Annotated in this window: 17 protein-coding genes and 2 tRNA genes; 8 read left to right on the top strand and 11 right to left on the bottom strand. The window is 69.8% G+C overall.

Annotated features, from left to right (window positions below):
• On the bottom strand, positions 1–2,556 hold a 2,556-nt coding region (locus Q0L54_RS04245), incomplete at its 3' end, for a ribonucleoside-diphosphate reductase subunit alpha (protein WP_296665741.1).
• A gap of 542 nt (positions 2,557–3,098) precedes the next feature.
• The gene (gene upp, locus Q0L54_RS04250) at positions 3,099–3,740 is read right to left on the bottom strand and encodes a uracil phosphoribosyltransferase (RefSeq protein ID WP_296665720.1); all 642 of its coding nucleotides are present in this window, start codon (positions 3,738–3,740) and stop codon (positions 3,099–3,101) included.
• A 62-nt stretch (positions 3,741–3,802) separates the two neighbouring features.
• Here upp and Q0L54_RS04255 point away from each other — a divergent pair, with 62 nt between their 5' ends.
• Complete coding sequence (locus tag Q0L54_RS04255; RefSeq protein WP_296665721.1) at positions 3,803–4,258, top strand: nucleoside deaminase; 456 nt, start codon at positions 3,803–3,805, stop codon at positions 4,256–4,258.
• Positions 4,259–4,308: 50 nt separating this feature from the next.
• Positions 4,309–4,398 (top strand) — tRNA-Ser (locus tag Q0L54_RS04260).
• Between the two features lie 58 nt (positions 4,399–4,456).
• Here the strand turns inward: Q0L54_RS04260 and Q0L54_RS04265 are convergent.
• On the bottom strand, positions 4,457–5,683 hold the full coding sequence (locus tag Q0L54_RS04265) for a family 1 glycosylhydrolase (protein ID WP_296665722.1): 1,227 nt from the start codon (positions 5,681–5,683) through the stop codon (positions 4,457–4,459).
• Between the two features lie 147 nt (positions 5,684–5,830).
• On the opposite strand from Q0L54_RS04265, the gene Q0L54_RS04270 reads away from it, so the two are divergent.
• The 3 genes from Q0L54_RS04270 to Q0L54_RS04280 all read left to right on the top strand — a co-directional run bounded on the left by Q0L54_RS04270 (position 5,831) and on the right by Q0L54_RS04280 (position 9,995).
• Positions 5,831–6,937 carry an FUSC family protein gene (locus tag Q0L54_RS04270; protein ID WP_296665723.1) on the top strand — a complete coding sequence of 369 codons (1,107 nt, stop codon included), beginning with the start codon at positions 5,831–5,833 and terminating at the stop codon, positions 6,935–6,937.
• An 89-nt stretch (positions 6,938–7,026) separates the two neighbouring features.
• A complete protein-coding gene (locus Q0L54_RS04275; protein WP_296665725.1) occupies positions 7,027–8,973 on the top strand; it encodes a beta-L-arabinofuranosidase domain-containing protein in 1,947 nt (648 codons plus the stop codon).
• Complete coding sequence (locus Q0L54_RS04280; RefSeq protein ID WP_296665727.1) at positions 8,970–9,995, top strand: LacI family DNA-binding transcriptional regulator; 1,026 nt, start codon at positions 8,970–8,972, stop codon at positions 9,993–9,995. Before Q0L54_RS04275 ends, Q0L54_RS04280 begins: the two co-directional genes overlap by 4 nt.
• Before the next feature lie 27 nt (positions 9,996–10,022).
• Here Q0L54_RS04280 and Q0L54_RS04285 read toward each other — a convergent pair whose 3' ends face one another.
• The 5 genes from Q0L54_RS04285 to Q0L54_RS04305 form a co-directional block, all read right to left on the bottom strand.
• The gene (locus tag Q0L54_RS04285; RefSeq protein ID WP_296665729.1) at positions 10,023–10,736 is read right to left on the bottom strand and encodes a DUF624 domain-containing protein; all 714 of its coding nucleotides are present in this window, start codon (positions 10,734–10,736) and stop codon (positions 10,023–10,025) included.
• An 8-nt stretch (positions 10,737–10,744) separates the two neighbouring features.
• Positions 10,745–12,091 (bottom strand): arabinan endo-1,5-alpha-L-arabinosidase, encoded by a 1,347-nt coding sequence (locus Q0L54_RS04290; RefSeq protein WP_296665730.1) that lies wholly within the window; start codon positions 12,089–12,091, stop codon positions 10,745–10,747.
• A 1-nt stretch (position 12,092) separates the two neighbouring features.
• On the bottom strand, positions 12,093–13,034 hold the full coding sequence (locus Q0L54_RS04295; RefSeq protein WP_296665731.1) for a carbohydrate ABC transporter permease: 942 nt from the start codon (positions 13,032–13,034) through the stop codon (positions 12,093–12,095).
• A 16-nt stretch (positions 13,035–13,050) separates the two neighbouring features.
• Positions 13,051–14,007, bottom strand: coding sequence for a carbohydrate ABC transporter permease (locus tag Q0L54_RS04300; RefSeq protein ID WP_296665732.1), 957 nt, complete (start codon positions 14,005–14,007; stop codon positions 13,051–13,053).
• 72 nt (positions 14,008–14,079) lie between these two features.
• Positions 14,080–15,483 carry a sugar ABC transporter substrate-binding protein gene (locus tag Q0L54_RS04305; protein WP_296665733.1) on the bottom strand — a complete coding sequence of 468 codons (1,404 nt, stop codon included), beginning with the start codon at positions 15,481–15,483 and terminating at the stop codon, positions 14,080–14,082.
• Between the two features lie 397 nt (positions 15,484–15,880).
• On the opposite strand from Q0L54_RS04305, the gene Q0L54_RS04310 reads away from it, so the two are divergent.
• The 3 genes from Q0L54_RS04310 to Q0L54_RS04320 are packed head-to-tail and all read left to right on the top strand — an operon-like array spanning position 15,881 to position 19,835.
• Entirely contained in the window at positions 15,881–17,173 is a 1,293-nt protein-coding gene (locus Q0L54_RS04310) for an alpha-galactosidase (RefSeq protein ID WP_296665734.1), read from the top strand.
• A gap of 56 nt (positions 17,174–17,229) precedes the next feature.
• Positions 17,230–18,738 (top strand): alpha-N-arabinofuranosidase, encoded by a 1,509-nt coding sequence (locus tag Q0L54_RS04315; protein ID WP_296665736.1) that lies wholly within the window; start codon positions 17,230–17,232, stop codon positions 18,736–18,738.
• Positions 18,735–19,835, top strand: a complete 1,101-nt coding sequence (locus Q0L54_RS04320; protein ID WP_296665738.1) for an arabinan endo-1,5-alpha-L-arabinosidase — start codon at positions 18,735–18,737, stop codon at positions 19,833–19,835. The genes Q0L54_RS04315 and Q0L54_RS04320 overlap by 4 nt, the downstream gene beginning before the upstream one ends.
• A gap of 24 nt (positions 19,836–19,859) precedes the next feature.
• Here Q0L54_RS04320 and Q0L54_RS04325 read toward each other — a convergent pair whose 3' ends face one another.
• The 3 genes from Q0L54_RS04325 to Q0L54_RS04335 form a co-directional block, all read right to left on the bottom strand.
• Positions 19,860–21,776 (bottom strand): amylosucrase, encoded by a 1,917-nt coding sequence (locus Q0L54_RS04325; RefSeq protein ID WP_296665739.1) that lies wholly within the window; start codon positions 21,774–21,776, stop codon positions 19,860–19,862.
• Positions 21,777–21,875: 99 nt separating this feature from the next.
• The gene (locus Q0L54_RS04330; RefSeq protein WP_296665740.1) at positions 21,876–22,580 is read right to left on the bottom strand and encodes a LytR C-terminal domain-containing protein; all 705 of its coding nucleotides are present in this window, start codon (positions 22,578–22,580) and stop codon (positions 21,876–21,878) included.
• Positions 22,581–22,609: 29 nt separating this feature from the next.
• Positions 22,610–22,697: transfer RNA gene (locus tag Q0L54_RS04335), tRNA-Ser, on the bottom strand.
• Positions 22,698–22,753: the final 56 nt, after the last annotated feature.

Consider the following 22,753-nt stretch of genomic DNA (forward strand, 5'->3'; position numbering starts at 1 on the left):
GCCGCGAGCGGCGGGCGCCGCGGCGACCTGCGCCTCGACGGGCTCGGCCACGGGCGCCTCGACCACGGGCGCCTCGACCACGACGGCCGCATCGGCGCCGGCGGGGGCCGCAGGGGCCGCCGCCTTGGCGGCGCCGAAGCCCTTGCGAGCACCGCCGAAGCCCTTGCGCGCCGGACCGGCCGATCCGCCGGCCGACGGGCGACCCGCAGCGTTGCCGGTGCTGTTGAGCTTCTCCGTCTTGTTGACGCGCACCGTTGACTGCTCGGCGGTGTGGCGCGGCTTCATGTGGAGGTAGTACGTGGTCTTGACGCCACGCTCCCATGCGGCCGCGTAGAGGTCCATCATCTTCTCGACGTCACGGTCCTCGAGGTAGATGTTCCGGCTGATGGCCTGGTCGATCCACTTCTGGGCGCGGGCCGCAACCTCGATGAAGGCGTACGGGGAGAGCTGGAAGGACGTCTTGTAGACCTCCTTGAGGTGCTCGGGCACCTCGTCGATCTGCGACAGGTCGCCCTGCACCTCGAGGAGGCGGTCACGCACCTGCTCCCACATGCCGAGGTCCTGAAGGTCCTTGACCAGGTTGCGGTTGACCTCGAGGAACTTCCCCGACGAGGTGGCGCGGGAGAAGATCTGCGAGAACTGCGGGTCGAAGCCGGGGGTGGTGCCGGCGACCAGGCCGATCGAGGCGGTGGGCGCGACGGCCATCAGGGTGGCGTTGCGGATGCCGCCCTTGACCTTCTCCCGCAGCACGTCCCAGTCCTGGCGCGCGGTGCGGTTGACCGCGATCGGCACGCCGCGGTCCGCCTCGGTCTCGGCGATGGTGTCGAACGGCACCTTGCCCTGAGACCAGCCGGAGCCCTCGAAGTTGCGGTACGAGCCGCGCTCGCGGGCGAGGTCGGCGGAGGCGTCGATCGCGTGGAACGACACGAACTCCACGATCTCATCGATGAGGTCGTACGACTCCTCGGACTCGTACGCCATGCCCAGGCGTTCCGTCACGTCGGTGAAGCCCATCACGCCGAGGCCGATCGCGCGGTTCTCGCGGTTCGCGAACTCCGACTCGGGCACGGAGGACAGCGTGATGTCGACCAGGTTGTCGAGCTGGCGCACCGCGAGGTGCACCGAGTCCTTCATGCGGTCCCAGTCGATCTTGCCGTCGACCAGGTGGGTCGACAGGTTCACGGACGCCAGGTTGCAGACGGCGATGTTCTCGCGGTCCTGCGGGAGGCAGATCTCCGTGCACAGGTTCGACAGGTGGATGGTGCCGGTGTTGGTGTTGAGCGCGCGGTTGTTGATCGTGTCCTTCCACGTGAGCCACGGGTGCGACGTGGTCTGCAGCATGATGAGGATCGACTTGTACTGCTCACGCGCCTTCATCTTCTTGAAGGAGCGGATCTTGCCGGCCTCGGCCAGAGCGACGTAGTGCGCGTAGCGCTGCGAGAACGCGGAACCCACGAGCTCGACCAGGTCGGGGGTCTCGGCGGGGTCGAAGAGGTACCAGTCGCCGTCCGCGGCCACGCGCTTCATGAACTCGTCCGAGATCCACACCGCGGTGTTGGCGGTGCGGGTGCGGCGGTAGGGGTCACCGGAGTTCTGGCGAAGGTCGAGGAACTGGTGGAAGTCGAGGTGCCAGTTCTCCATGTAGAAGCACAGCGCGCCGAACTTCTTGCCGCCGCGGCTGACGGCGCGCAGCGTCGAGTCGATGGTGTGCATGAAGGGGATCGGCCCGGTCGACGTGGTGTTGTTCGAGCGGATGGGCGAGCCCTCGGACCGCAGCTTGGTCACGGACAGGCCGATGCCGCCGGTGCCCTTGGTCAACCACATGACGTCGCGCACCGACTTGGCGATGTGCTCGATGTCGTCCTCCATCTGCATGACGAAGCAGTTGGACAGCTGCGGGTACGAGGTGCCCGCGTTGACCAGCGTGGAGCCGGCGGGAAGGTAGTCGAGTCGGGAGATCTTGTCGTAGAACTTCAGCGCCATCTCCGTCGGGTTCGCCTCGTTGAGGGCGAGACCCATCGACACGCGCATCCAGAAGTACTGCGGGACCTCGAGGGCCTTGCCGTGGCGATCCGTGATCATGTAGCGGTTGCGCATGGTGACGGTGCCGATGTACTTCAGGACGTCGTCACGGGTGTGGTCGAGTGCGGCGGCGAGCGCGTCGAGGTCGAACAGGTCCTGCACGCGGATGTCCAGCAGGCCCTCCTCGACGGCGTCGCGGATGTAGCCCGGGAAGCGCGCCTGGTGAAGCAGCGCGAGCTCGAGCTCGGTGTCGTAGCCGCCGAGCACGCGCTTGTAGATGACCTTGCGCAGCAGGCGCGCGGCCACCACGTCGAAGTTCGGGTCGTCCTTGACGTTCTGGACGGCGACGCCGACGGCGGCCTCGTCCAGCTGCTCCGTGGTGATGCCGTCGAACAGCGTGATCGCGAGCTCGGTCGCGATCTGCGTGGTGATCGAGATCTGGTCCGGCAGCCCCTCCGCCGCGCGCTCGATGGCCTTGTTGATGCGGTCCGCGTTGTACGGCTCGCGGCTGCCGTCGCGCTTGGTGACGTGAATGCCCGGCTGCTCGGCGACAGCGCCGTCGCCCTCGACTGCGGCCGCCGCCGTGTTCTCTGTGATCGTCACGATGCTCCCTCGACTGTCATTCGCGACGCCCTCGGGGCCCTTCGCGAAGGTTCTGAAACGTAGCGCTCGGGTGGCGGCGTATCCGGGGAATCCCGCCGTGGTCGTCAGCTCGAGGCGCTCCCCGAATCTAACCCGAATTACACCCGTGTGCAACTAGATATAGGGGTTTCTTGTGACTTCTACCCCTAGATGTTGTGGTTCTGTGGACAAGCCTGTGCAAATGCTGTGGACATCTCGGCGTGTCGTGTGGACGACACGCTCCACCCTGTTGAAGACTGGTGCGTCGCTCTCGATCTCCACTCTTCGAGGATCTCACCGGGGTCTGACATTCCCGGCCCGCGGCCCGACAGCGCGCACGGAGTTTGAGCCGACACGCCGCCGAGAAGGCCCGATCGCGCCCCGTTTTCCGGCGCGTCGCCGCCCACTCCGTGCGGAGTGTCAGGGAGGCGGCGGAGTGTCGGGGAGGCGAGGGACTACTGGTCGACGATGCCGTAGAGACGGTCGCCGGCGTCGCCCAGGCCGGGCACGATGTAGCCCACCTCGTTGAGCCGCTCGTCGACCTGCGCGACCACCACGGAGACGTCCGCGCGGTCGCCCACCTTGTCCTGCACATGTTGAATGCCCTCGGGCGCCGCGAGCAGGCACACGCAGGTCACGTCCGTGGCGCCGCGCTCGAGGACGTACTCGATCGCCATGACCAGCGAGCCGCCGGTCGCGAGCATCGGGTCGATGAGGAACACCTGCCGGCCCGTGAGGTCGTCGGGAAGTCGGTTCGCGTACGTGATCGCCTCGAGCGTCTCCTCGTCACGCTTGAGACCCAGGAATCCCACCTCTGCGCTGGGGATGAGGCGCGTCATGCCGTCGAGCATGCCCAGTCCGGCGCGCAGGATGGGGACGATGATGGGCGCCGGGTCCGCGATGCGCGTGCCCGTGGTCGTGGTCAGCGGCGTCTCGACCTCCCGCGCCTCGACCCGCACCTCGCGCGTGGCCTCATAAGCGAGCAGCGTCACCAGCTCGTCGACCAGCAGCCTGAACGTGGGCGACTTGGTGTTCTTGTCGCGCAGGACGGTGACCTTGTGACGGATGAGCGGGTGGTCCGCGACGTGCAGGTGCATGGGTCGAGCGTATCGCCTCGCACACCCGTGGGGACGGGCCGATGCGCCGGTAGCCTGGGGCCGTGAACGAGCGTTGGGACGATGCGATGGGCACGGCCCTGGCCGAGGCTCGGGGCGCCGCGAAGGCGGGCGACGTGCCGGTGGGTGCCGTCGTCGTCGACCCCGATGGCGCGGTCATCGGCATGGGTCGCAACCTGCGCGAGGCGGGCGGCGACCCCACCGCCCACGCGGAGATCGTCGCGATCCGGGACGCCGCATCGTCCCTGGGCACCTGGAGGCTGGACGGCTGCACGCTCGTGGTCACGCTCGAGCCGTGCCTGATGTGCGCGGGCGCCGCGCTGCAGGCGCGCATTGCGCGCATCGTCCTCGGGGCGTGGGACGCCAAGGCGGGCGCGACGGGATCGCAGTGGGACGTGGTGCGGGACGCGCGCATCGGCGCGAAGGTCGAGGTGGTGTCGGGGGTGCGTGCCGATGAGAGTGCGGCGCTGCTCGCCGAGTTCTTCGCCGACCGCCGCTGACGGCGGCCCCGATTAGGACCGGAGGGTCCCCTGCAGGTATCCTCGTCGGCGGTGCCGTGTCCGAGCGGCCTAAGGAGCACGCCTCGAAAGCGTGTGTGGGTGAAAGTCCACCGTGGGTTCAAATCCCACCGGCACCGCCATTTTCGAAGCCCGTCTCGCAGCGTTGCGAGGCGGGCTTCGCCGTGTGCGGACCCGCCCTCAGGACAGGCGGCGGACCAGCTCTCGGTAGACGCCCGCGCTGGGCTTGGGCGTGCGCTCGAAGGTCTCGCGATCGACGGAGTACAGGCCCAGGTGGCGCGAGTACCCGAAGATCCACTCGAAGTTGTCCATGAGCGTCCAGTGGCAGTAGCCCAGCACGGGCACGCCGGCATCCATCGCCGCCTTGAGACCCGCCAGCGACGGCTCGAGGAACGCGGCGCGGAGCGAGTCGTCGGCCGTGGACATGCCGTGCTCGGTCACGAAGATCGGGACGCCGCTCACCCGGTGGGCGTACTCGACGGCGCCCCGCAGCGAGCCGGGCTCGATGCCCGTGCCCTGCTCGTTGACGTCGTCTCCCTCGCCCGGGCCCACGGCGCCGTCGGGTCCGTAGTACATGCGCTCGTAGTTCTGCACGCCCACGAAGTCGTCCTCGGACACGAGGTGCAGCCAGTGCTCGTAGACCTCGGCGCGCTTGCGGTCGCGCACCTCCTCGCCTCCGGGCAACGCGACGTCGTCGATGATCGCCAGGGACAGGCCCACGGGCAGATCCGGCCGATGGCTCTTGATCGCGGCCTTGGCGGCGCGGTGTGCCGCCGTCATGCCCGCGCGCATGCCGGCGAAGTCCTCGGGGATCATGACATTGCCCGCGCGGTAGCGCTCGACGCCCGCCGCCGCGGTGGCGGCCTCGAGGGTGGCGCGCTCCAGCTCGGAGATGAACGCCGGCATGCCGATCCACGCGAGCATCTCGGGCAGGTTGGGCTCGTTGAACGTCACCGCGCACGCGATCCGGTCCCCGAACCGCGCCATCACCGCGTCGCAGAAGCGGGCGAAGGCCTCGGGCGCACCCGCGTCGAGCCACGCACCGCGCCGGGCGAACCAGTCCGGCGCGACAAAGTGGCAGAACGTGACGATGGGCGAGAGCCCGCGGGCGAGGCACCCGTCGACCATGGCCTCGTAGCGGTCGAGCGCGGAGTGGTCGATGACGCCGGGCTCGGGTTCGATGCGAGCCCACTCGACCGAGAAGCGGTAGGCGTTCAGCCCGAGTCCCTGCACCAGGTCGAGGTCCGTTTCCCACAGCTCCCAGGAGTTGCAGGCCGCGCCGGACGGTTCCTGGAACACCGTGGGCTCGACGTTCTCGAGAAACCAGAGGTCGCTGGTCCGGCTGCCGCCCTCGATCTGGTGACCCGCGGTGGCGACTCCCCAGTAGAAGCCTTGGGGAAAGCTCATCGTGTGCTCCTCGTGGTGCCGCACGCCGTCGTGCGCTCGGTTCAACTGGCGAAATAGACTTTCGGTGAATGAACACTACCTCACGGCGTCCGATCAGCGCCAGGGCCGCGGCGTGCCACGCTGGGCGGTGAGCGAAAGGAGGGCAGCATGACGGCAGGCGACCGCCCTCGTGGCGCGCGCCGCCGCGCCCTGGCGGGCGGCGCGGGGCGTGCGGTCTCGAGCCTCGCAGTGGTCCGGCCGGCGCCCGGGCCGCGGTGGCCCATCGGACTGCAGGCTGCGATCTCCGTCGCCGTGCCCGTGGCCGTTGGCGGGCTCACCGGCCACGATCAGGCGGGCCTGCTCGCGGCGAGCGGAGCGTTCACGTGCCTCTATGTGGGCGGGCGGAGGTCCGTCGAGCGCGTCAAGGTGCTGCCCTTCATCGCGCTGGCCCTGACGCTGTGCGCGGCGGCCGGCACCGCCGCCGGCCCGTCACCCTGGATCGCGGGCGCGGGTCTCGTGGTCATCACGATGCTGGCCGCCGCAGCGGCGTACGGGTTCTCGCTCGGACCGCCAGGACCGCTGTTCGCCGTGCTGGTGTACGGCCTCTCCGCACACGTGAGCGGACTCGCGGACGGGCATCGGCTGGTGCCTGCCGGAACCGTGGTGGGGGCGGTCGCGGCGGGCTGCGCGTTCTCGTGCGTGGTCGCCGCCAGCGCGCTGATCCTGCCGAGCCACCGTCGCGGACCAGTTCCCACCGTCCGCGAGATGCTCCCCGGTCCGCGCTGGGACACGGAGGCCCGCGAGCTGCTGGCGCGCACGGCCGTCGTCGCGATCGTGGGCACGGCGGTCAGCATGGCGGTGGTCGACCCCACTCGCGCCTACTGGACCGTGAGCGCCGGCGTGGCCGTGATCGGAGCCCGGCCCGGGCGCGGCGCCGCCGCCTCGCGCGGCCTCCACCGCATCGTCGGGACGCTCGTGGGGGCCGGCCTCTACCTCGCCCTCGCGTCGTGGGTCGAGCTGCCGACCCTGGCGCTCGCGCTGGTGCTGGCCGCCCTGCAGTTCGCCGTGGAGCTGGTGGTGGTGCGGCACTACGCGCTCGCGCTGGCCTTCATCACGCCGCTCGTGCTGTTCATCACCGGGGCCGCGACGGGGTCGCCCCCGTCGATCGAGGTGGTGGGCGAGCGCGTGCTCGACACGGTGGTGGGCGGCACGCTCGGCGCGCTGACAGGTCTCCTGCATCGGCCGCCGCGGAGGGCCGAGCCGCCTCAGCCGTAGCCGGATCTCCTCTCGGGGTTTCCTCGAGCGCCCGCTCGGGATAGAATTTACATCGTTGGAAACTTCCCGCCGCCACTCAAGGAGGAGTCGTGCCGAACCCGACCCCAGCGCTCCCGCTGTGCACCCCCGTGGATGCCTCGGGGACCGCTCCGGATCTCACCCCGCTCGCCGTCGGGGCCGTGGTGCTGGACCCCGACCACGAGCTGGGCGCGTGGCAGCGCCTCAACCGCGAGCAGACCATCCCCCACGTGATCGAGCGCCTCGAGACCTCGGGCGTGCTCGACAACCTGCGCCGGGTCGCCGGCGAGGGCGACGCGGACTACCGCGGGTTCAACTTTGCGGACTCGGACCTGCACAAGACCCTCGAGGCGATCGCGTGGGAGTCCGCCCGGGTGCCGTCGAACCTCCCGTGGGAGGCCTTCACCCGGGACGCGACGGCGTTGCTGGCGCGCGCGCAGCGGGAGGACGGCTACCTCTACTCCCACGTACAGGCGCACCAGGACCAGGAGCCGTGGCGCGACATGCGGTGGGGCCACGAGCTCTACGTGCTCGGCCACCTGATCCAGGCCGCCGTGGCCCGCGAGCGCGCCACCGGCGAGGGCGACCTCATGGCGGTCGCTCGCCGGTTCGCGGACCTCGCGGTGGCGGAGTTCGGGCCCGGCGCGTCGCGCCCCGACGCGTACTGCGGTCACCCCGAGATCGAGACCGCCCTGGTCGAGCTGTACCGTCACACCGGCGACCGCTCCTACCTGGACACGGCGGTCGCCATGATCGACCGCCGTGGATCGGGCGCGCTCGGGACCGGGCCGTTCGAGCCCGCGTATCACCAGGACCACCTGCCCGTCCGCGACGCCCACGAGGCCACGGGCCACGCCGTGCGGCAGCTGTACCTGGCGGCGGGCGTCACCGATGCCGCCGTCGAGACCGGGGACGATGCGCTGCTGGCGGTGCTCGGCGACGTCTGGGCATCCGCGCACGGCACCAAGGCCTACGTCACCGGCGGCATGGGCGCGCGGCACAAGGACGAGTCCTTCGGCGACCCCTACGAGCTGCCCCCGGATCGCGCCTACGCCGAGACCTGTGCGTCGATCGCCTCCTTCCAGTGGGACTGGCGAATGCTGCTGGTGACCGGCGAGGCCCGGTTCGCGGACACCATGGAGACGGCTCTCTACAACGGCATCGCGGCCTCGACGGCGGTCGACGGCCGTCACTTCTTCTACTCGAACCCGCTGCAGATGCGCACCGGTCACGACGGCGCGAGCGAGTATTCGCCGTCGGAGCGGCTCGACTGGTTCGCCTGCGCGTGCTGCCCACCCAACCTGGCGCGCCTGGTGGCCTCGCTGGGCGCCTACGTGGCGACGGGCACGGAGACCACCGCGCGGCTGCACCTCTACGGCCAGGGCGAGGTGCGCATCGGCGCCACGACGCTGTCCGTCACCACGGACTACCCGTGGGACGGCCGCATCGAGGTCACGGTCGACGGCCCGCTCGAGACACTCGCGCTGCGGGTGCCCGCCTGGAGCTCCGGCGCGACAGTCGAGCTCGACGGGGACGCCCGCCCGGCGGCCATCGACCCGGACGGCTTCGCGCGCGTCGCGACCCATGACGGCGCGCGCATCGTCCTCACGCTGCCCATGCCCGTCGACGTGCTCGATCCTCATCCGCGGGTCGACGCCGTCCGGGGGTGCGTGGCGCTGCGCCGCGGCCCTGTGGTCCACTGCATCGAGCAGACCGACCTGCCGGCCGGAGTGACCCTCGAGGACGTGCGCATCGACCTCAGCGTGCCGCCCCGGGTGGGCGCGGGGGTGACCGCTCTGCGTGTGGGCGCGACCGTGCTCGCGCAGGGGGTGGTCCGCCCGTCCGAGGGGCTCGCCCGCGCGACCGCGATCGCGCGGTCATCGCCCGCCTCCGCTCGATCTGGCATGCTTCCGGGGAGGATCGCGATGCGCGCGGTGCCCTACGCCCGGTGGGCGAACCGGGCGCGCGGCGCCATGAGGGTGTGGATCCCGACCGACGAGGAGGACGCGGGCACATGAACGGCACCGGCGTGGGGGGCACCGTGACGATGCACGACGTCGCGGCGCTGGCCGGCGTCTCCGTGAAGACGGTGTCCAACGTGGTCAACGACTACCCGCACATCCGCCCGGCGACACGGGACAAGGTCAAGCGCGCGATCGACACGCTCGGCTACCGCATGAACATCTCGGCGCGGAGCCTGCGCAAGGGACGCACCGGCATCATCGGCCTCGCGCTGCCGGAGCTGTCGCTGCCGTACTTCGCCGAGCTCGCGGACTCCGTGATCCGCGCGGCCGAGGAGCGCGGCGTGGTGGTGCTCATCGAGCAGACGGGCGCCGATCGCCAGCACGAGCTCGACGTGCTCACCTCCGAGCGACGCCAGCTCACCGACGGCCTCATCTTCTCCCCGCTCGCGCTCGGACCCGACGACGCGGACGCCCTCAAGGTCGACTACCCCCTCGTGGTCCTGGGCGAGCGCATCTTCGGTGGCGACTGGGATCACGTGACCATGAACAACGTCGACGCCGCTCGCGCGGCGACCCAGCACCTCATCGACCGGGGGCGGCGGCGCATCGCCGTGGTGGGCGCCCACGCCGGAGAGACCATGGGCTCCGCGGCACTGCGCCTGCTCGGATACCAGGCGGCACTCGCCGCCAACGGGATCCCCTTCGACCCGGCGCTGGTGGTCGAGGGCGGCCTCTGGCACCGCTCGACCGGAGCCGCCTGCACGGAGCAGCTGCTCGACGCGCAGGTGAAGGTGGACGCGATCTTCGGCCTCAACGACGCCCTGGCACTGGGCGCACTCCACGCCCTCCACGCCCGGCGCATCGACGTCCCCGGCGAGATCGCGGTCATCGGATTCGACGACATCGAGGACGCGGCGTACGCCTCCCCCACGCTCACGTCGATCTCACCCGGACGCGAGGAGATCGCCGCGACGGCCGTCGAGCTCCTGCTGGCGCGCATCGCCGGCGGATCAGAGCCCTACCGGCGCGTGATCCCGGACTTCGACGTCATCGAGCGCGAGTCGACGCTGGTCTGATCCGACCGCGCGAAGCCGGGTGCGCGCTCAGCCGCGTCCGGCCTCCGAGTCGGCGCGCGCGTCGAGCTTGTCCAGCCAGCGGTCGACCAGCAGCCCGGTGAGCAGCACGGGCACGCTGAGGCCCGCGACCAGGAACGCGGGCAGGAATCGCAGCCCGATCACGATGGCCGCGGACATGGTGACCATGCACGCGAGCGCGGTGAGGGGCGACAGCAGCGGCGCGAGGGCGACGAAGCGCAGCGAGCGTCCCGCCGGATCCGCGTAGCGCCGCAGCACGGCCGGCACGTACGCGAGCCCTGCCAGCACGTAGAGACCCACCGCGATCAGCGCACCCGCCATCACCGCCGCGACGGTGTCCGTGCCGTGGGACAGCAGCACCAGCAGCTCGTACCAGGACAGCCCCAGGATCGCCACCAGCGGAGCGGTCACGATGGCGGCTCGCCGGAACTGGGCGCGGTACAGCGACCAGAAGTCGCGCCACAGGGCATCCGTCGCGTCGCCGGCGACGATGCGCGCGAGCAGAGACCCGCCGGCCACCAAGGCGGGTCCGAGCCCCGCCACCACCAGGCCCAGCACCGTGCCCGCCACCATCAGCAGCTGGATCGCCACCAGCTGCGCCGCGACGCGCAGCCACGCCATGATGCGGCCGGACCAGCCGGGCATGTCCTGACCGTCGGCGGCGCCCTCCATCCGCGGAAGGCGCCGGTCGCCTCCGCGCTGGTCGCGCTTGCCATTCGCCACGATCGCCATCATCGCACCCGGGTGCCGACCACGACCGAGCCGGAGGGCCCACGAGCGACGAAGGACAGCGTCTGGCATGCCCTCACCGCATCCCACGCGGGGAACACCACCGCGTCCACCGGGGCGTCGCCGCCCCGCGTGAACCGCCCGGCGCCGTGAGCGATCAACCCGGCCAGCGCATCGTCCCCCACCACCACCCGGCGCGAGGGAGCCACCGCCTCCGTCGCGTCGGTGTACTCGACGATCTCCCACTCGCCGGCCAGCTCGGAGAGGTCGGACGGCCAGCTCGACTCGTCGTCGATCTCGCGAGCCCCCGCCCACGGCTGGACGGACACGAGCGGCCAGCCATGGTGCGTCCAGACCAGCCGGCGCACCTGCACCTCGTGCTGGCGCGGAGTCTCGGCGAAGCGCGTGTGGTGCACCAGCAGCTGGTGGCCGGGCTCGGTGAGGACGGAGGCGTGGCCGGGGGCCAGGATGCCGCGGGCGCCCTCGAGCCGGTGGCTCGCGAGCACGGTGAGGCCCACGTCCCGCGGGTCCGCATCGAGGTCGGTGAGCACGTGGCCGCGGGGGTCGACGTACGGGCCCTCGACGTGCTCGGCCACCGCCACGCGCACGTGATAGGTGCTCACCAGCGAATCGTAGGAGACGATCAGCGCCCAGCCGCCGCCGGGCCGGGGGATCACGTAGGGGCCCTCGATCGCGGTGTCGACGGATCGTGGCCGGCGCGCGATGAGGGTGCCGGGGGACGATGCGGGGGCGCCGGGGGACGGCGCGTCCAGGGCGAATCCGGTCACCGGGTCGATTCCCAGCACGTGCAGGCCGCCGAAGAACGAGCCGTAGACCAGGTGGTGGCGGTCGCCGTCGATCACCAGTTGCGCGTCGATGGCGTTGTGGCCGTCGACCTCGTGCCGGGTGGTGACCACCAGCCCTCGGTCGCGCCATGGGCCGCGCGGCTCCGGTGCGACGGCGAGGCCGATCGCCGACGTTCGCGACCCGAAGGTCGAGGCGGAGTAGTACATGCGCCATTCGGCACCGGCCTCGGCGTCGACCCGCACCACGTCGGGCGCCCACAGGGAGTCGGCGCCGGTGTGTGCCAGCGCCGGTCCCGGGATCCCGTCGAGCGCGTGGCCCACGAACTCCCAGTTCACCAGGTCCGTCGAGCGGCGGATCTGGACCCCGGCGTTGAGCAGCGGGCCGTCCGCGTCGGCATCGGTCGAGAACAGCCAGTAGACGCCGTGCTCGTCGCGGACCGCCGTCGGGTCGTGGGCGTTGCGCGCGCCCCACGTGGCGGGATCCGGGCGCGGCGGGCCATCGGCCTCGCCACCGTGCGGCGCGGCCTCGTCGATGGAGGTCATGTCAGGTCTTCGATCCGGTGAGCGCGATCGACTCGATGATCTGGCGCTGGAACACCAGGAAGACGATCAGGATCGGGAGCACGGACACCACCGAGGCCGCCATGATCAGCGGGTAGTCGCGCTGCGTCGCGTACTGGACGTTCATGTTCGCGATCACCACCTGCAGGGTCTGCTTCTCGGGCGAGTTGAGGTAGATGATGGGCGCCAGGTAGTCGTTCCACACGAACATGAACCACAGGATGAACTGGGCGGCGATGGCGGGCCGGATGAGCGGCAGGATCAGCTTCCAGAAGATGGTGAGGTACGAGGCGCCGTCGATCTTGGCTGCCTCCACCAGCGAGTCCGGCACGTTGTGGAGGTACTGCCGGAGGAAGAAGATCATGATGACGTTTCCGAGGATGACCGGCACGATCAGCGGCAGCAGGGTGTCCACCCAGCCGATCCGCGAGAACATGATGAACTGCGGGATCATCAGCGTCGGAAACGGCACCATCATGCCGGACAGCAGCATGAGGAAGATCGCGTTCTTGCCCGGCAGCCGCATCTTGGCGAGCGCGAACGCGGCCACCGCGGAGAACACGGATCCGATGATGGTCACCGAGAGCGAGACGATCAGCGAGTTCTTGATGCCGGACAGCACGAAGGTGTCGTCGAAGAGGCGAACGTACGTGTCCCACACGAAGGGATTGGGGATCCACTCGGGCGGGAGGGAGTAGACGCCCTCCTTGGTCTTGAGCGAGGTCGAGACCATCCAGACCAGCGGGGCGACCATGATGACGGCGAACACCGCGAGCACCACGGTGAGGACGGCGTTGACGAGCGGGCTGTCCTGCGTGGCGCCCGTCTTGCGGAACATGCCACGCGTGCGCGGCAGCTCGCGGCCGCCGGCGGCGCGGGCCACGGCGGCGTCCGCCGTGGGCGAGGTCGAAGAGGTGAGGCTCATGTCAGTTCTCCTTGCCTCAGTCGATCGAGAAGTTGTTGGCACGGTTCATCCGGAACTGGATGGCCGTGACGATGAGGACGAGGATCCCGAGCACGAGCGCCATCGACGTGGCGTAGCCCATCTGGAGGTTCTTGAAGGCCTTCTGCCAGATGTACCAGACCAGTGAGGCCGTGCTCCATTGCGGGCCGCCGGTGGGCGTCATGATGTTGATCTCGGTGAAGATCATGGCGCCGCCGATGATGTTGGTGACCACCAGGAAGAACGTCACGGGGCGCACCATGGGCAGCGTGATCTTGCGGAACTTCTGCCACGCGTTGGCGCCGTCGAGCGAAGCCGCCTCGTACAGCGACTGCGGCACGGCCTGCACCGCCGCCAGGTAGAGGAGCATGGAGTAGCCCAGGCCCTTCCACACCGCCATGATGATCAGCGCCGGCTTGGCCCACGTCGCGTCCATCAGCCAGTTGGGCCCCTCGATCCCGAAGACCGCAAGGAACTGGTTCACCAGCCCGAAGTCGCCGTTGTAGGCCCACTGCCACAGGATGGCGATCGCGGCGAGCGAGGAGATCACGGGGATGTAGTAGACCGTTCGGAAGAAGGTGCGGCCGCGGATGCTGCGGCTGAGCGCGAGCGCAAGCGCGAGCGACAACGCGAGCCCGATCGGGATGCCGATCATGTAGAAGACGGTGTTCCACAGCGCCTTCCAGAAGTACGGGTCGCTCACCAGGTTCACGTAGTTCTGCACGCCGATGAACTTCATCTTCCCGATGCCGTTCCAGTTGGTGAACGACGCGTAGATCGAGAAGGCCATCGGGAAGAGCAGGAACGCCACCCACCCGATGACGGGAGCCGCCATGAACGCGGCCGCCCAGACGTACTCCTTGCGGTGAAGCTTGGCGTTGCGCTTGCGGGAGGCCTTCGCGTCCGCCTTGGTCCAGGTGGCGATCGCCTGGTCCGGAGGGGCTGTGGTTGCCATCGTCTCGTCCTCTCTCGGGGCGGTCGGGGGCCGGCGCCGTGGCACCGGCCCCCTTCCTGCCTCAGTGTGGAGCTAGCCCTGAGCCTTCGCCTGATCGGCGTTGGTCCAGGCGAGGTCGAGCAGCTGCTGCATCGAGCCCTGCTTCTGCGCGACGTAGTCCGCCGCCGTCATCTGGCCGTCGGTGACCTGCTCGATGCCCACCCAGAACTCGTCGTACCAGCCCGGCTCGTAGGTGAAGGTTCCGGGCAGCGCGCGGCCGTAGTCGTCCGCGATCTGGAGGAACTCCTCCGTGTTCGCCGGCCAGCCTGCCGCCGGCGCATCGGTCTCGATCCAGTCGCCGAAGGCGTAGCTCTTCAGGTTCGGGATCTGGACCTTGTTCTCGGCGAGGATCTTCTGCGCCTCGAGGTCGGTCGACAGGTAGGTCGCGAGCTGCGCCGCGAGCTCCTTGTTGGCCGAGTTCTCGGACACCGCGATGCCGAGCGAGCCCAGCCAGGTCGCCGTGTCGTCACCGGCGTTGGCGACGGGGTAGGGGATCACGTCGTACCCGAACTTGTCGGGGTTGTCGGCCGCCACGGCGTTGTACGTGGCGATGTCCCACGGTGCGACGGGGAAGAACCCGATCTCGCCGGCCATCCAGCGCTGGTACGTGTCGAGCGTCTGCGCCTGCTCGACCGAGGGGGTCACGCCCTCGACGATCGACAGGTCCGCGAACCACTGCAGGGCGTCCGCGAAGGTCGCGTCGTCCACCGTGATCGTCTTCTGGTCGTCGGAGATCCAGTCCGCGCCGGCGCCCCAGACGAAGGCCTGCGAGTTCCACTGGACGTTGAGGCCGGTGCCCCACTGGTCCAGCTCGCCGTCGCCGTCGGTGTCGGCCGTGAGCTCCTTGGCGAGCGCCACGAACTCGTCGAACGTGAGCGGCACGTCCTTGTCGGGCGCCTCGAGGCCCATCGCCTCGAACATCACGGTGTTGTAGCCGAAGCCGAACGGCCCGACGTCCTTGGGGAGGCCGTAGAGCGGCCCGGTCCGGGTCTCACCGGTCTCCTTGTCGAAGCGGTACGCCTCGACGCCGAAGTCCCAGATGTCGTCCAGCACGTCCTGCGCCACGTAGTCCGTGAGGTCCGCGAGAACTCCCGCGTACACATAGCCCTGCATGCGGCCGGGCTCGATGTAGAACACATCGGGCACCTTGTTGCCCGCGATCGCCGCCTGGAGTTTGGTCGCGTACTGGTCCGCGTCGGTGATGATCATGGTCACCGAGGCGCCGGTCTCCGCCTCGAAGTTGTCGATCGCCTGCTGGTACGCGATCTTGTCGTACTCGCCGCCACGGAACATGAAGGTGAGCTCGTTCGGAGCGTCACCGCCCGAGGTGTCCGGGTCCTCGCTCGCGCTGCCGCCAGAGCTGCCTCCGCTGCATGCCGCGAGCGTCAGCGCACCTGCCATCGTCGTGGCGATCGCCGCCGCCTTCATCCTTCGCATCTGCTTGCCTCCCTGATCGTCGTTGACGAGTGAGGTCGGGCCCGGTGGTCGTCCGCCCCCTCCTCGATGAAGGAGGGCCATTCTCCCACCTGGTCGTCGTTGACCCCAGGCTCATGTGGTTCGGCCCCTTGCCGATCCATTTACAACGATGGAATCGTGACACGAGACCAGGGCGCCGGTCAAGTGGAAAACGGTCACGATTCGGACAAGGCGCCCGTTTTGGCATGTCTGCCAGGCAATACAATTTGATGTACGTTCACATTTTCCGCGCATGGCGGGTCGATGTGGCGCCGGCGTCCGGCGCCGACGCGACGGAGTTTCGGGACCGGGGTTGACGCCGACGGCCGCGTATGGGCACGATTGCGTTACAACGATGTAGACAAGGAGGTGCCGCGCCATGCGTGCCACGACGCCGCCGATGGGCTGGAACAGCTGGGACTGCTACGGCACCACGGTCACCGAGGACGAGGTCCTCGCCAACGCCCGTCACCTCGCGGACCACCTTCTCCCCCACGGCTGGGACACCGTGGTGGTCGACATCGCCTGGTACGACCCCACCGCGCGGTCGCACGGCTACAACGCCGACGCGCCGATCGAGCTCGACGCCTTCGGGCGCCAGCTGCCCGCGCCCGTCCGCTTCCCCTCGGCCGCCGGCGGTATGGGGTTCGCGCCGCTCGTCGCCCAGGTGCACGCGCTGGGACTCAAGTTCGGACTCCACCTCATGCGCGGCATCCCGCGACGCGCCGTCGCGCTCGACCTGCCGGTCGCGGGGACCGAGTGGACCGCCCGGGACGCCGCGGACACCGGATCCACCTGCGAGTGGAACCCCGACAACTACGGCCTCGACCTCGACCACCCCGCGGGCCAGGCCTACCTCGACGGGCAGATCGCACAGATCGCCTCGTGGGGCGTCGACCTTCTCAAGGTGGACGACATGCTCGCGCCGTACCACCACCGCGCGATCGAGGCGCTCGCCCTCGCGGTGGCACGCAGCGGTCGCGACATGACGGTATCGCTGTCGCCCGGCACGCACCTGTCGACCGCTCACGTCGAGCACCTGCGCGCGAACGCCCAGATGTGGCGCATCTCCGACGACCTGTGGGACCGGTGGGACGATGTGCACGCCCAGTTCGCCCGCCTGGCCCGCTGGGCGCCCTTCCAGCGGGCGGGCGGCTGGGCCGACGCGGACATGCTGCCGCTGGGACGCATCGGAATCCGCGCGGAGCGCGGAGACCCTCGCCACAGCCGCCTCTCCGCCGACGAGAGCCGGACGCTGCTCACGCTGTGGACCATGGCGCGCTCGCCGTTGATGATGGGCGGCGACCTTCCCACGTCGACGCCGGAGACCATCGCGATGCTCGCGAACCCCGCCATCCACGAGGTGCTCGCGCGCTCCACCGGCGGCCGTGAGTTTCTGAGGGAGCCGCTCGACGGGGGCGAACTCATCGTGTGGGCCGCGCAGGCGGAAGGCTCGGACCGCTCGTACGCCGCAGTGTTCTGGACGGGCACGTCGCCGCGCTCGGTGAGCGTGCCGCTGTCCTCCCTGCTCGGCCATCGCGCGGGGCCCGTCCACGCCACCGACCTGTGGCGCACCCCTGGCGACGCGGCCGTCGACGGCGGCCGTCTCACCACCACCGTCCCGGCCCACGGCGTCGCGTGGGTCGCTCTCGACCCCGTACCCACCGACTGAACGCTCCGCACCCTCGCCCGCCGCGCATCGTCGCGCGGCACCAGAAAGGACAACCCGTGATCCACGCCAGCATCGCCGTCGACCCAGCCTTCCGGGTGGGACCCGTACGCCGCCGCACGTTCGGCTCGTTCGTCGAGCACCTCGGCCGGTGCGTCTACACCGGCATCCACGACCCAGCGGCCGCATCCGCCGACGAGGACGGCTTCCGCGGCGACGTCATCGACCTCGCCCGCGAGCTGGGCATCTCGACCATCCGCTATCCGGGCGGCAACTTCGTCTCCGGCTACCGGTGGGAGGACGGCATCGGGCCGGTCACGGAGCGTCCCCGGCGCCTCGACCTCGCATGGCACTCGACCGAGCCGAACACGGTGGGCGTCGACGAGTTCATGCGGTGGTCCGCCAAGGCCGGCACCGAGCCCATGATGGCCGTCAACCTTGGCACACGCGGCGTACAGGAGGCGCTAGACCTGCTCGAGTACTGCAACGTCGAGGGCGGGACGTACTGGTCCGACCGCCGCCGAGCCAACGGCGCCGAGCGACCGTACAACATCCGCATGTGGTGCCTCGGCAACGAGATGGACGGGCCGTGGCAGGTGGGTGCGCGCACCGCCGACGAGTACGGACGGCTCGCCCAGCAGACGGCGCTGGCGATGCGCATGATCGACCCGGACCTCGAGCTGGTGGCCTGCGGATCGTCGTCATCCATGATGCCCACCTTCGGGGAGTGGGAACGCACGGTGCTGGGTCACACCTATGAGTCAGTCGACTACATCTCCGCGCACGCGTACTACTTCGAGGACGATGGCGACCTGGGCTCGTTCCTCGCGTCCGCGGTCGACATGGATCACTTCGTCGAATCCGTGATCGCCGCGGCTGACCTGGTACGCGCGCAGAAGAAGGTCTCCAAGCGCATTCACATCTCCTTCGACGAGTGGAACGTCTGGTACCAGCACCGCGCCGAGTCGAAGTCCCCGACGGGCAGCGACTGGCCCGTGGCTCCCGTGCTGCTCGAGGATCGCTACAACGTGGCCGACGCGGTGGTCGTGGGCGGCCTGCTGATCTCGCTGCTACGCCACACCGACCGCGTCCACGCGGCGTCCCTGGCCCAGCTGGTCAACGTGATCGCGCCCATCATGACCGAGCCCGGCGGCCGGGCCTGGCGCCAGACCACGTTCCACCCGTTCGCGCAGGCGTCGCAGCTCGCGAAGGGAGACGTGCTGCGCGTCGAGGTCCAGGCGCCCACCTATGAGACCAAGCGCTTCGGCGACGTGCCGCTGCTGGACGCCGTGGCGACGCATGACCCGGAGACGGGCGAGACCGTGGTGTTCGCCATCAACCGGTCCACGACAGACGAGTTGGCCCTGGCCGTCGACCTGCGCGCGCTGCCCGGACTCCGGGTGCTCGGGGCCACCAGCCTGTCCAACCCCGACCACTTGTGGGCGGCGACGGCGGACGACGACTTCTCCGTCGCGCCGGTCGCCAACCCCACGGCCGCCGTCGCCGACGGACGGCTGGGCGCCACGCTGCCGCCGGTGTCATGGAACGTCATCAGGCTCGGCAGATGAGCGGCGAGTACGTCGTGGCGGCGGAGGCCCCCGCCGCCGAGGCTTCGTCGCGGGCGCGACGGCGGCTGATCGTGGCCGTCATCGCGGCGATCGCCGCGGCGGGGATCGCGGTGGCCCTGCTGCTGTGGGCGCCCTGGGGCGGCGGCGTTGTCGCCGCCGAGCGGCTGGACCTCTCGGGTGACATCCACACGCACGATCCGGCGCTCGTGGTCGGCACTGCGGAACATGACTGGTACGTCTACTCGACCGGCGACGTGCGCATGGGGCTCGGCGCCCCGCAGATCCGTCGCTCCACGGACGGCGAGACCTGGGAGTACGTGGGGACCGCGTGGGACGCGCAAAGCCGGCCCGAATGGGTCTACGAGGCGGTGCCGGGCGTGTCCAACTTCTGGGCACCGGAGCTGTACCAGCACGACGGCACCTGGTACCTCTACTACTCCGCGTCCACGTTCGGGTCCAACCGCTCGGTGATCGGCCTCATGACGTCGCCGACCCTTGACGTCGACAGCCCGGAGTACGGGTGGACGGACCAGGGCCAGGTCTGGGGCTCGGTGCCGGGTGAGACTCAGTACAACGCGATCGACCCGGGGATCGTCGAGGACGACGACGGCACTCCGTGGATGGCCTTCGGCTCCTTCTGGGGCGGCATCCAGGTGATCCAGCTCGAGTGGCCGTCCGGCAAGCCCGCCGAGGGCGCCGAGCCCACCACCCTCGCGACGCGCGCCAACTCGACCAACGCGATCGAGGCGCCGTACATCGTTCATCGCGACGGCTGGTTCTACCTGTTCGTCTCGCGCGACAGCTGTTGCGCGGGGTTGGACTCGACCTACTCCATCGCGGTGGGCCGGTCCACGGACGTGACCGGCCCCTACGTGGACAGCTGGGGCAGGGCCATGCGCCTCGACGGCGGCGACGAGCTCCTGTCCTCGCGGGGCGACATGGTCGGACCCGGCGGCCAGTCGTTCTCCGACGGCTACCTAGGTCTTCACTACTACGACGCCACCCTGGGCGGCGACTTCCGCCTCGAGATCCGACGCCTGGACTGGACCGATGACGGCTGGCCCGTCGCATGGACAGCCAACGAGCTGGAGGAGTGACGGGGGGATCCGCCGATACCCGGCCTACACGGGCTCCGTGAGCCACAGCGTGGCGTACGGCGGCAGGGTGACATGGCCGTCGACCACCGGCAGGTAGCGCTCGGACAGCCTGTCGTACGCGAGCGTCCAGCCGTGGCCCAGGATCTCGGCCGAGTCGAGCGCCACGCTCACGTCGGACACGTTGTACACCTGGACCAGGTCTCCGGCGGGATGGCGGCGGACGAAGCACACCACGGAGGGGTGACTGGTCGTATAGATGCGGGTGGGGACGGAGGCGTGGAGCGACTCGAGCGACCGCCTCACGTGGACCATTCGATGCAGCCCGGAGTAGGCGCTGGCCGCGTCGGAGACGGTGGTGGCGCGGGCATCGGCGATGTCCCACGGCATGGCGGGCCGGTGCGCCCACCGGTTGTCGTCCGCGTGCTCGGGGACGCTCGCGAAGTCGTCGTCGTTGAGCAGCGCCAATTCGTCGCCCATGTAGATGAGCGGCAGGCCGCCGAAACCCATCGCCATCGCGTACGCCAGCATGAGGCGGTCGAGCGCCAGCCGGCGCTCGGCCGCGGTATGCCCGCGCCCCAGCCCCACCAGGCTGGCAGCGGTGCCGGAGATGCGCCGGTCCAGCGTCTGCGGGTTCTCCTGGAACACCAGGCCGTCCGCGAACGATGCGGGGTGCGCGCCCGAGTAGAAGTCGGAAAGGAAGCGACGATGCTCGAAGCCGTTGAGTGCCAGCGCCTCGCAGTCCTCGTTGGCGATGGCCCAGCCGATGTCGTCATGGCAGCGCACGTAGGTCGCCCACGCGGTGGTGGTGGGGATGTCCTGGAACCGCGACATCGCCACCGCCAGCAGGCGCGCATCGCGTGACGCGAGCGCGGACCAGATCTGGACCATCAGCGAGTTGTGATACGCGATGTCCGAGACCCGGCCGGCGTGCCGCCCGCGCCCCAGATAAGCGACCAGATCGTCGGGCGCGACGATCGCCTCGGCCTTGAAGATCAACGACGGCGCCGCGATGTGCGCGGCCGCGCGCAGGATCTGCGTGATCCCGTGCACCTCGGGCTGATTGGTGCAGTTGGTGCCCATGCGCTTGACGATGAACGCGATCGCGTCCAGGCGAAGGCAGTCGACACCCTGGTTCGCGAGGTTGATGATGATGTCGATGTACTCGCACAGCACGTCGGGATTGGTCCAGTTCACGTCCCACTGGAACGAGTTGAACGTGGTCCACACCCACCCGTTCAGGTCGTCGTCCCAGGTGAAGTTGCCCGGCGCGAAGTCGGGGAAGACCTCGGGCAGCGTCCGCTCGTACTGGTCGGGCATCTCCCGGTCCGGGTAGATGTAGAAGTAGTCGCGGTACTTCGGGTCGCCGGCGCGCGCCTTGACCGCCCACTCATGCTCGGCGGCGACGTGGTTGAGCACCAGGTCGAGCGTGAGTGTGATGTCCGACTCGTGCAGGGCCTCCGCGAGCGACGCCAGGTCGCGCATCGTCCCCAGGTCCTCGCGCACCTTCCGGTAGTCCATGACCGCGTACCCGCCGTCGCTCTCCCCGGGGCGCGGCTCGAGCAGCGGCATGAGGTGGAGGTACGTCACGCCCAGCTCGGACAGGTACGGGATCCGCTCGCGCACGCCGTTGAGCGTGCCGGCGAAGCGATCCGCGTAGGCCGCGTAGCCCACGGCGTCGGGTCGCTGGAACCAGTCGGGGGTCAGCAGGCGTATCCGATCCCGCATGCGAAGCGTGTGCGACCTCGCCCGCAGTCCGTTCGAGACGATGTCGATGATGCGCTCGGCCAGGCCCGACTCGGGATAGACGTCCTCGATCCCTGCTATCAGGTCCGGGCCCCACCTCTCGATGCGGGCGAGGATCCCTTCGATGCCGGGCTCGTCACCTAGGTTCTTCTCGAGACGATCGCGCAGCTCGACCAGCTGCGGCGTGGGGAGCGACATTGGACCTCCGCCGGGGCGAGCAGTGCTCGCGGGTTCATTAGGTGGGTCAGGTAGTGCCACCGTAGCGTCTGCTCACGGCTCTCGCGTCGAAGAGAGGCGTCAGCCGGAGGCCGATGCGGACGGGCTCGGCGTCGCCGAGGCGGTCACCACAGGGTCGAGCGGGTTCTCAGGGAGGTTGCGCGGCGCGGGCTCCGGCGTCACCAGATTGACGGGCAGGCACTCGGCGTTCGCCGCGAGCGGCAGGTCCGGCGCCAGCTCCGGGGACAGCACGGAGCGCAGGCTCGGGCTGGCCGCGAAGCCCTCGCCGAGCACCACATCCACGAGCGAGCCCTCGCGGTTGTCGAGCACCAGCTCGGCCTCGGCGAACTGGCGCGCGACGGTGTAGCCGTGCTGAACGCCGTCCGGGCCGAACGCGACGCGCACGGTGTCGGAGTAGTCCCTGCCCCAGTTGCCGGTGGCAAGGCTGAGGAAGCCTCGACCCTCAAGGTCCTCGGTGACGCGACCGGCGAGACCGGACACGGTGGTGCCGTTGAGGACGCGCACCGCGACCGCTTCGGCCGGCAGAGCGGTGGAGTCCGGGGGCGGGCACACCAGCTTGACGTCGCTCTCGAACTGGCCCGCCGGAGTCACGAAGGGCTGCGAGAACGGTCCGTCGAGGTTGCCCCGGTAGATCCCGGCGGCGAAGACACCGACGAATCCGATCGCGATCACGAGCACACCGAAGACGATGATCTGCCGTTCACGGCGGTGGCGGCGGACCCCAGCGCGACGCGCGTCGGGGCGGCCGGTCGCTGGCTCCGTCACGCACACCATCCTGTCGCGAATACTGAAACTGGCGGAGGATGGGGGATTCGAACCCCCGAGGGCTTGCACCCAACACGCTTTCCAAGCGTGCGCCATAGGCCACTAGGCGAATCCTCCAGGCCCGGCAATGGTACCCGAGCCCAGGCGGGACGTCGAAACGCCTCGGGACGGGC

Origin of the sequence: Demequina sp. (assembly GCF_024642165.1) — a bacterium.
GTDB lineage: Bacteria > Actinomycetota > Actinomycetes > Actinomycetales > Demequinaceae > Demequina.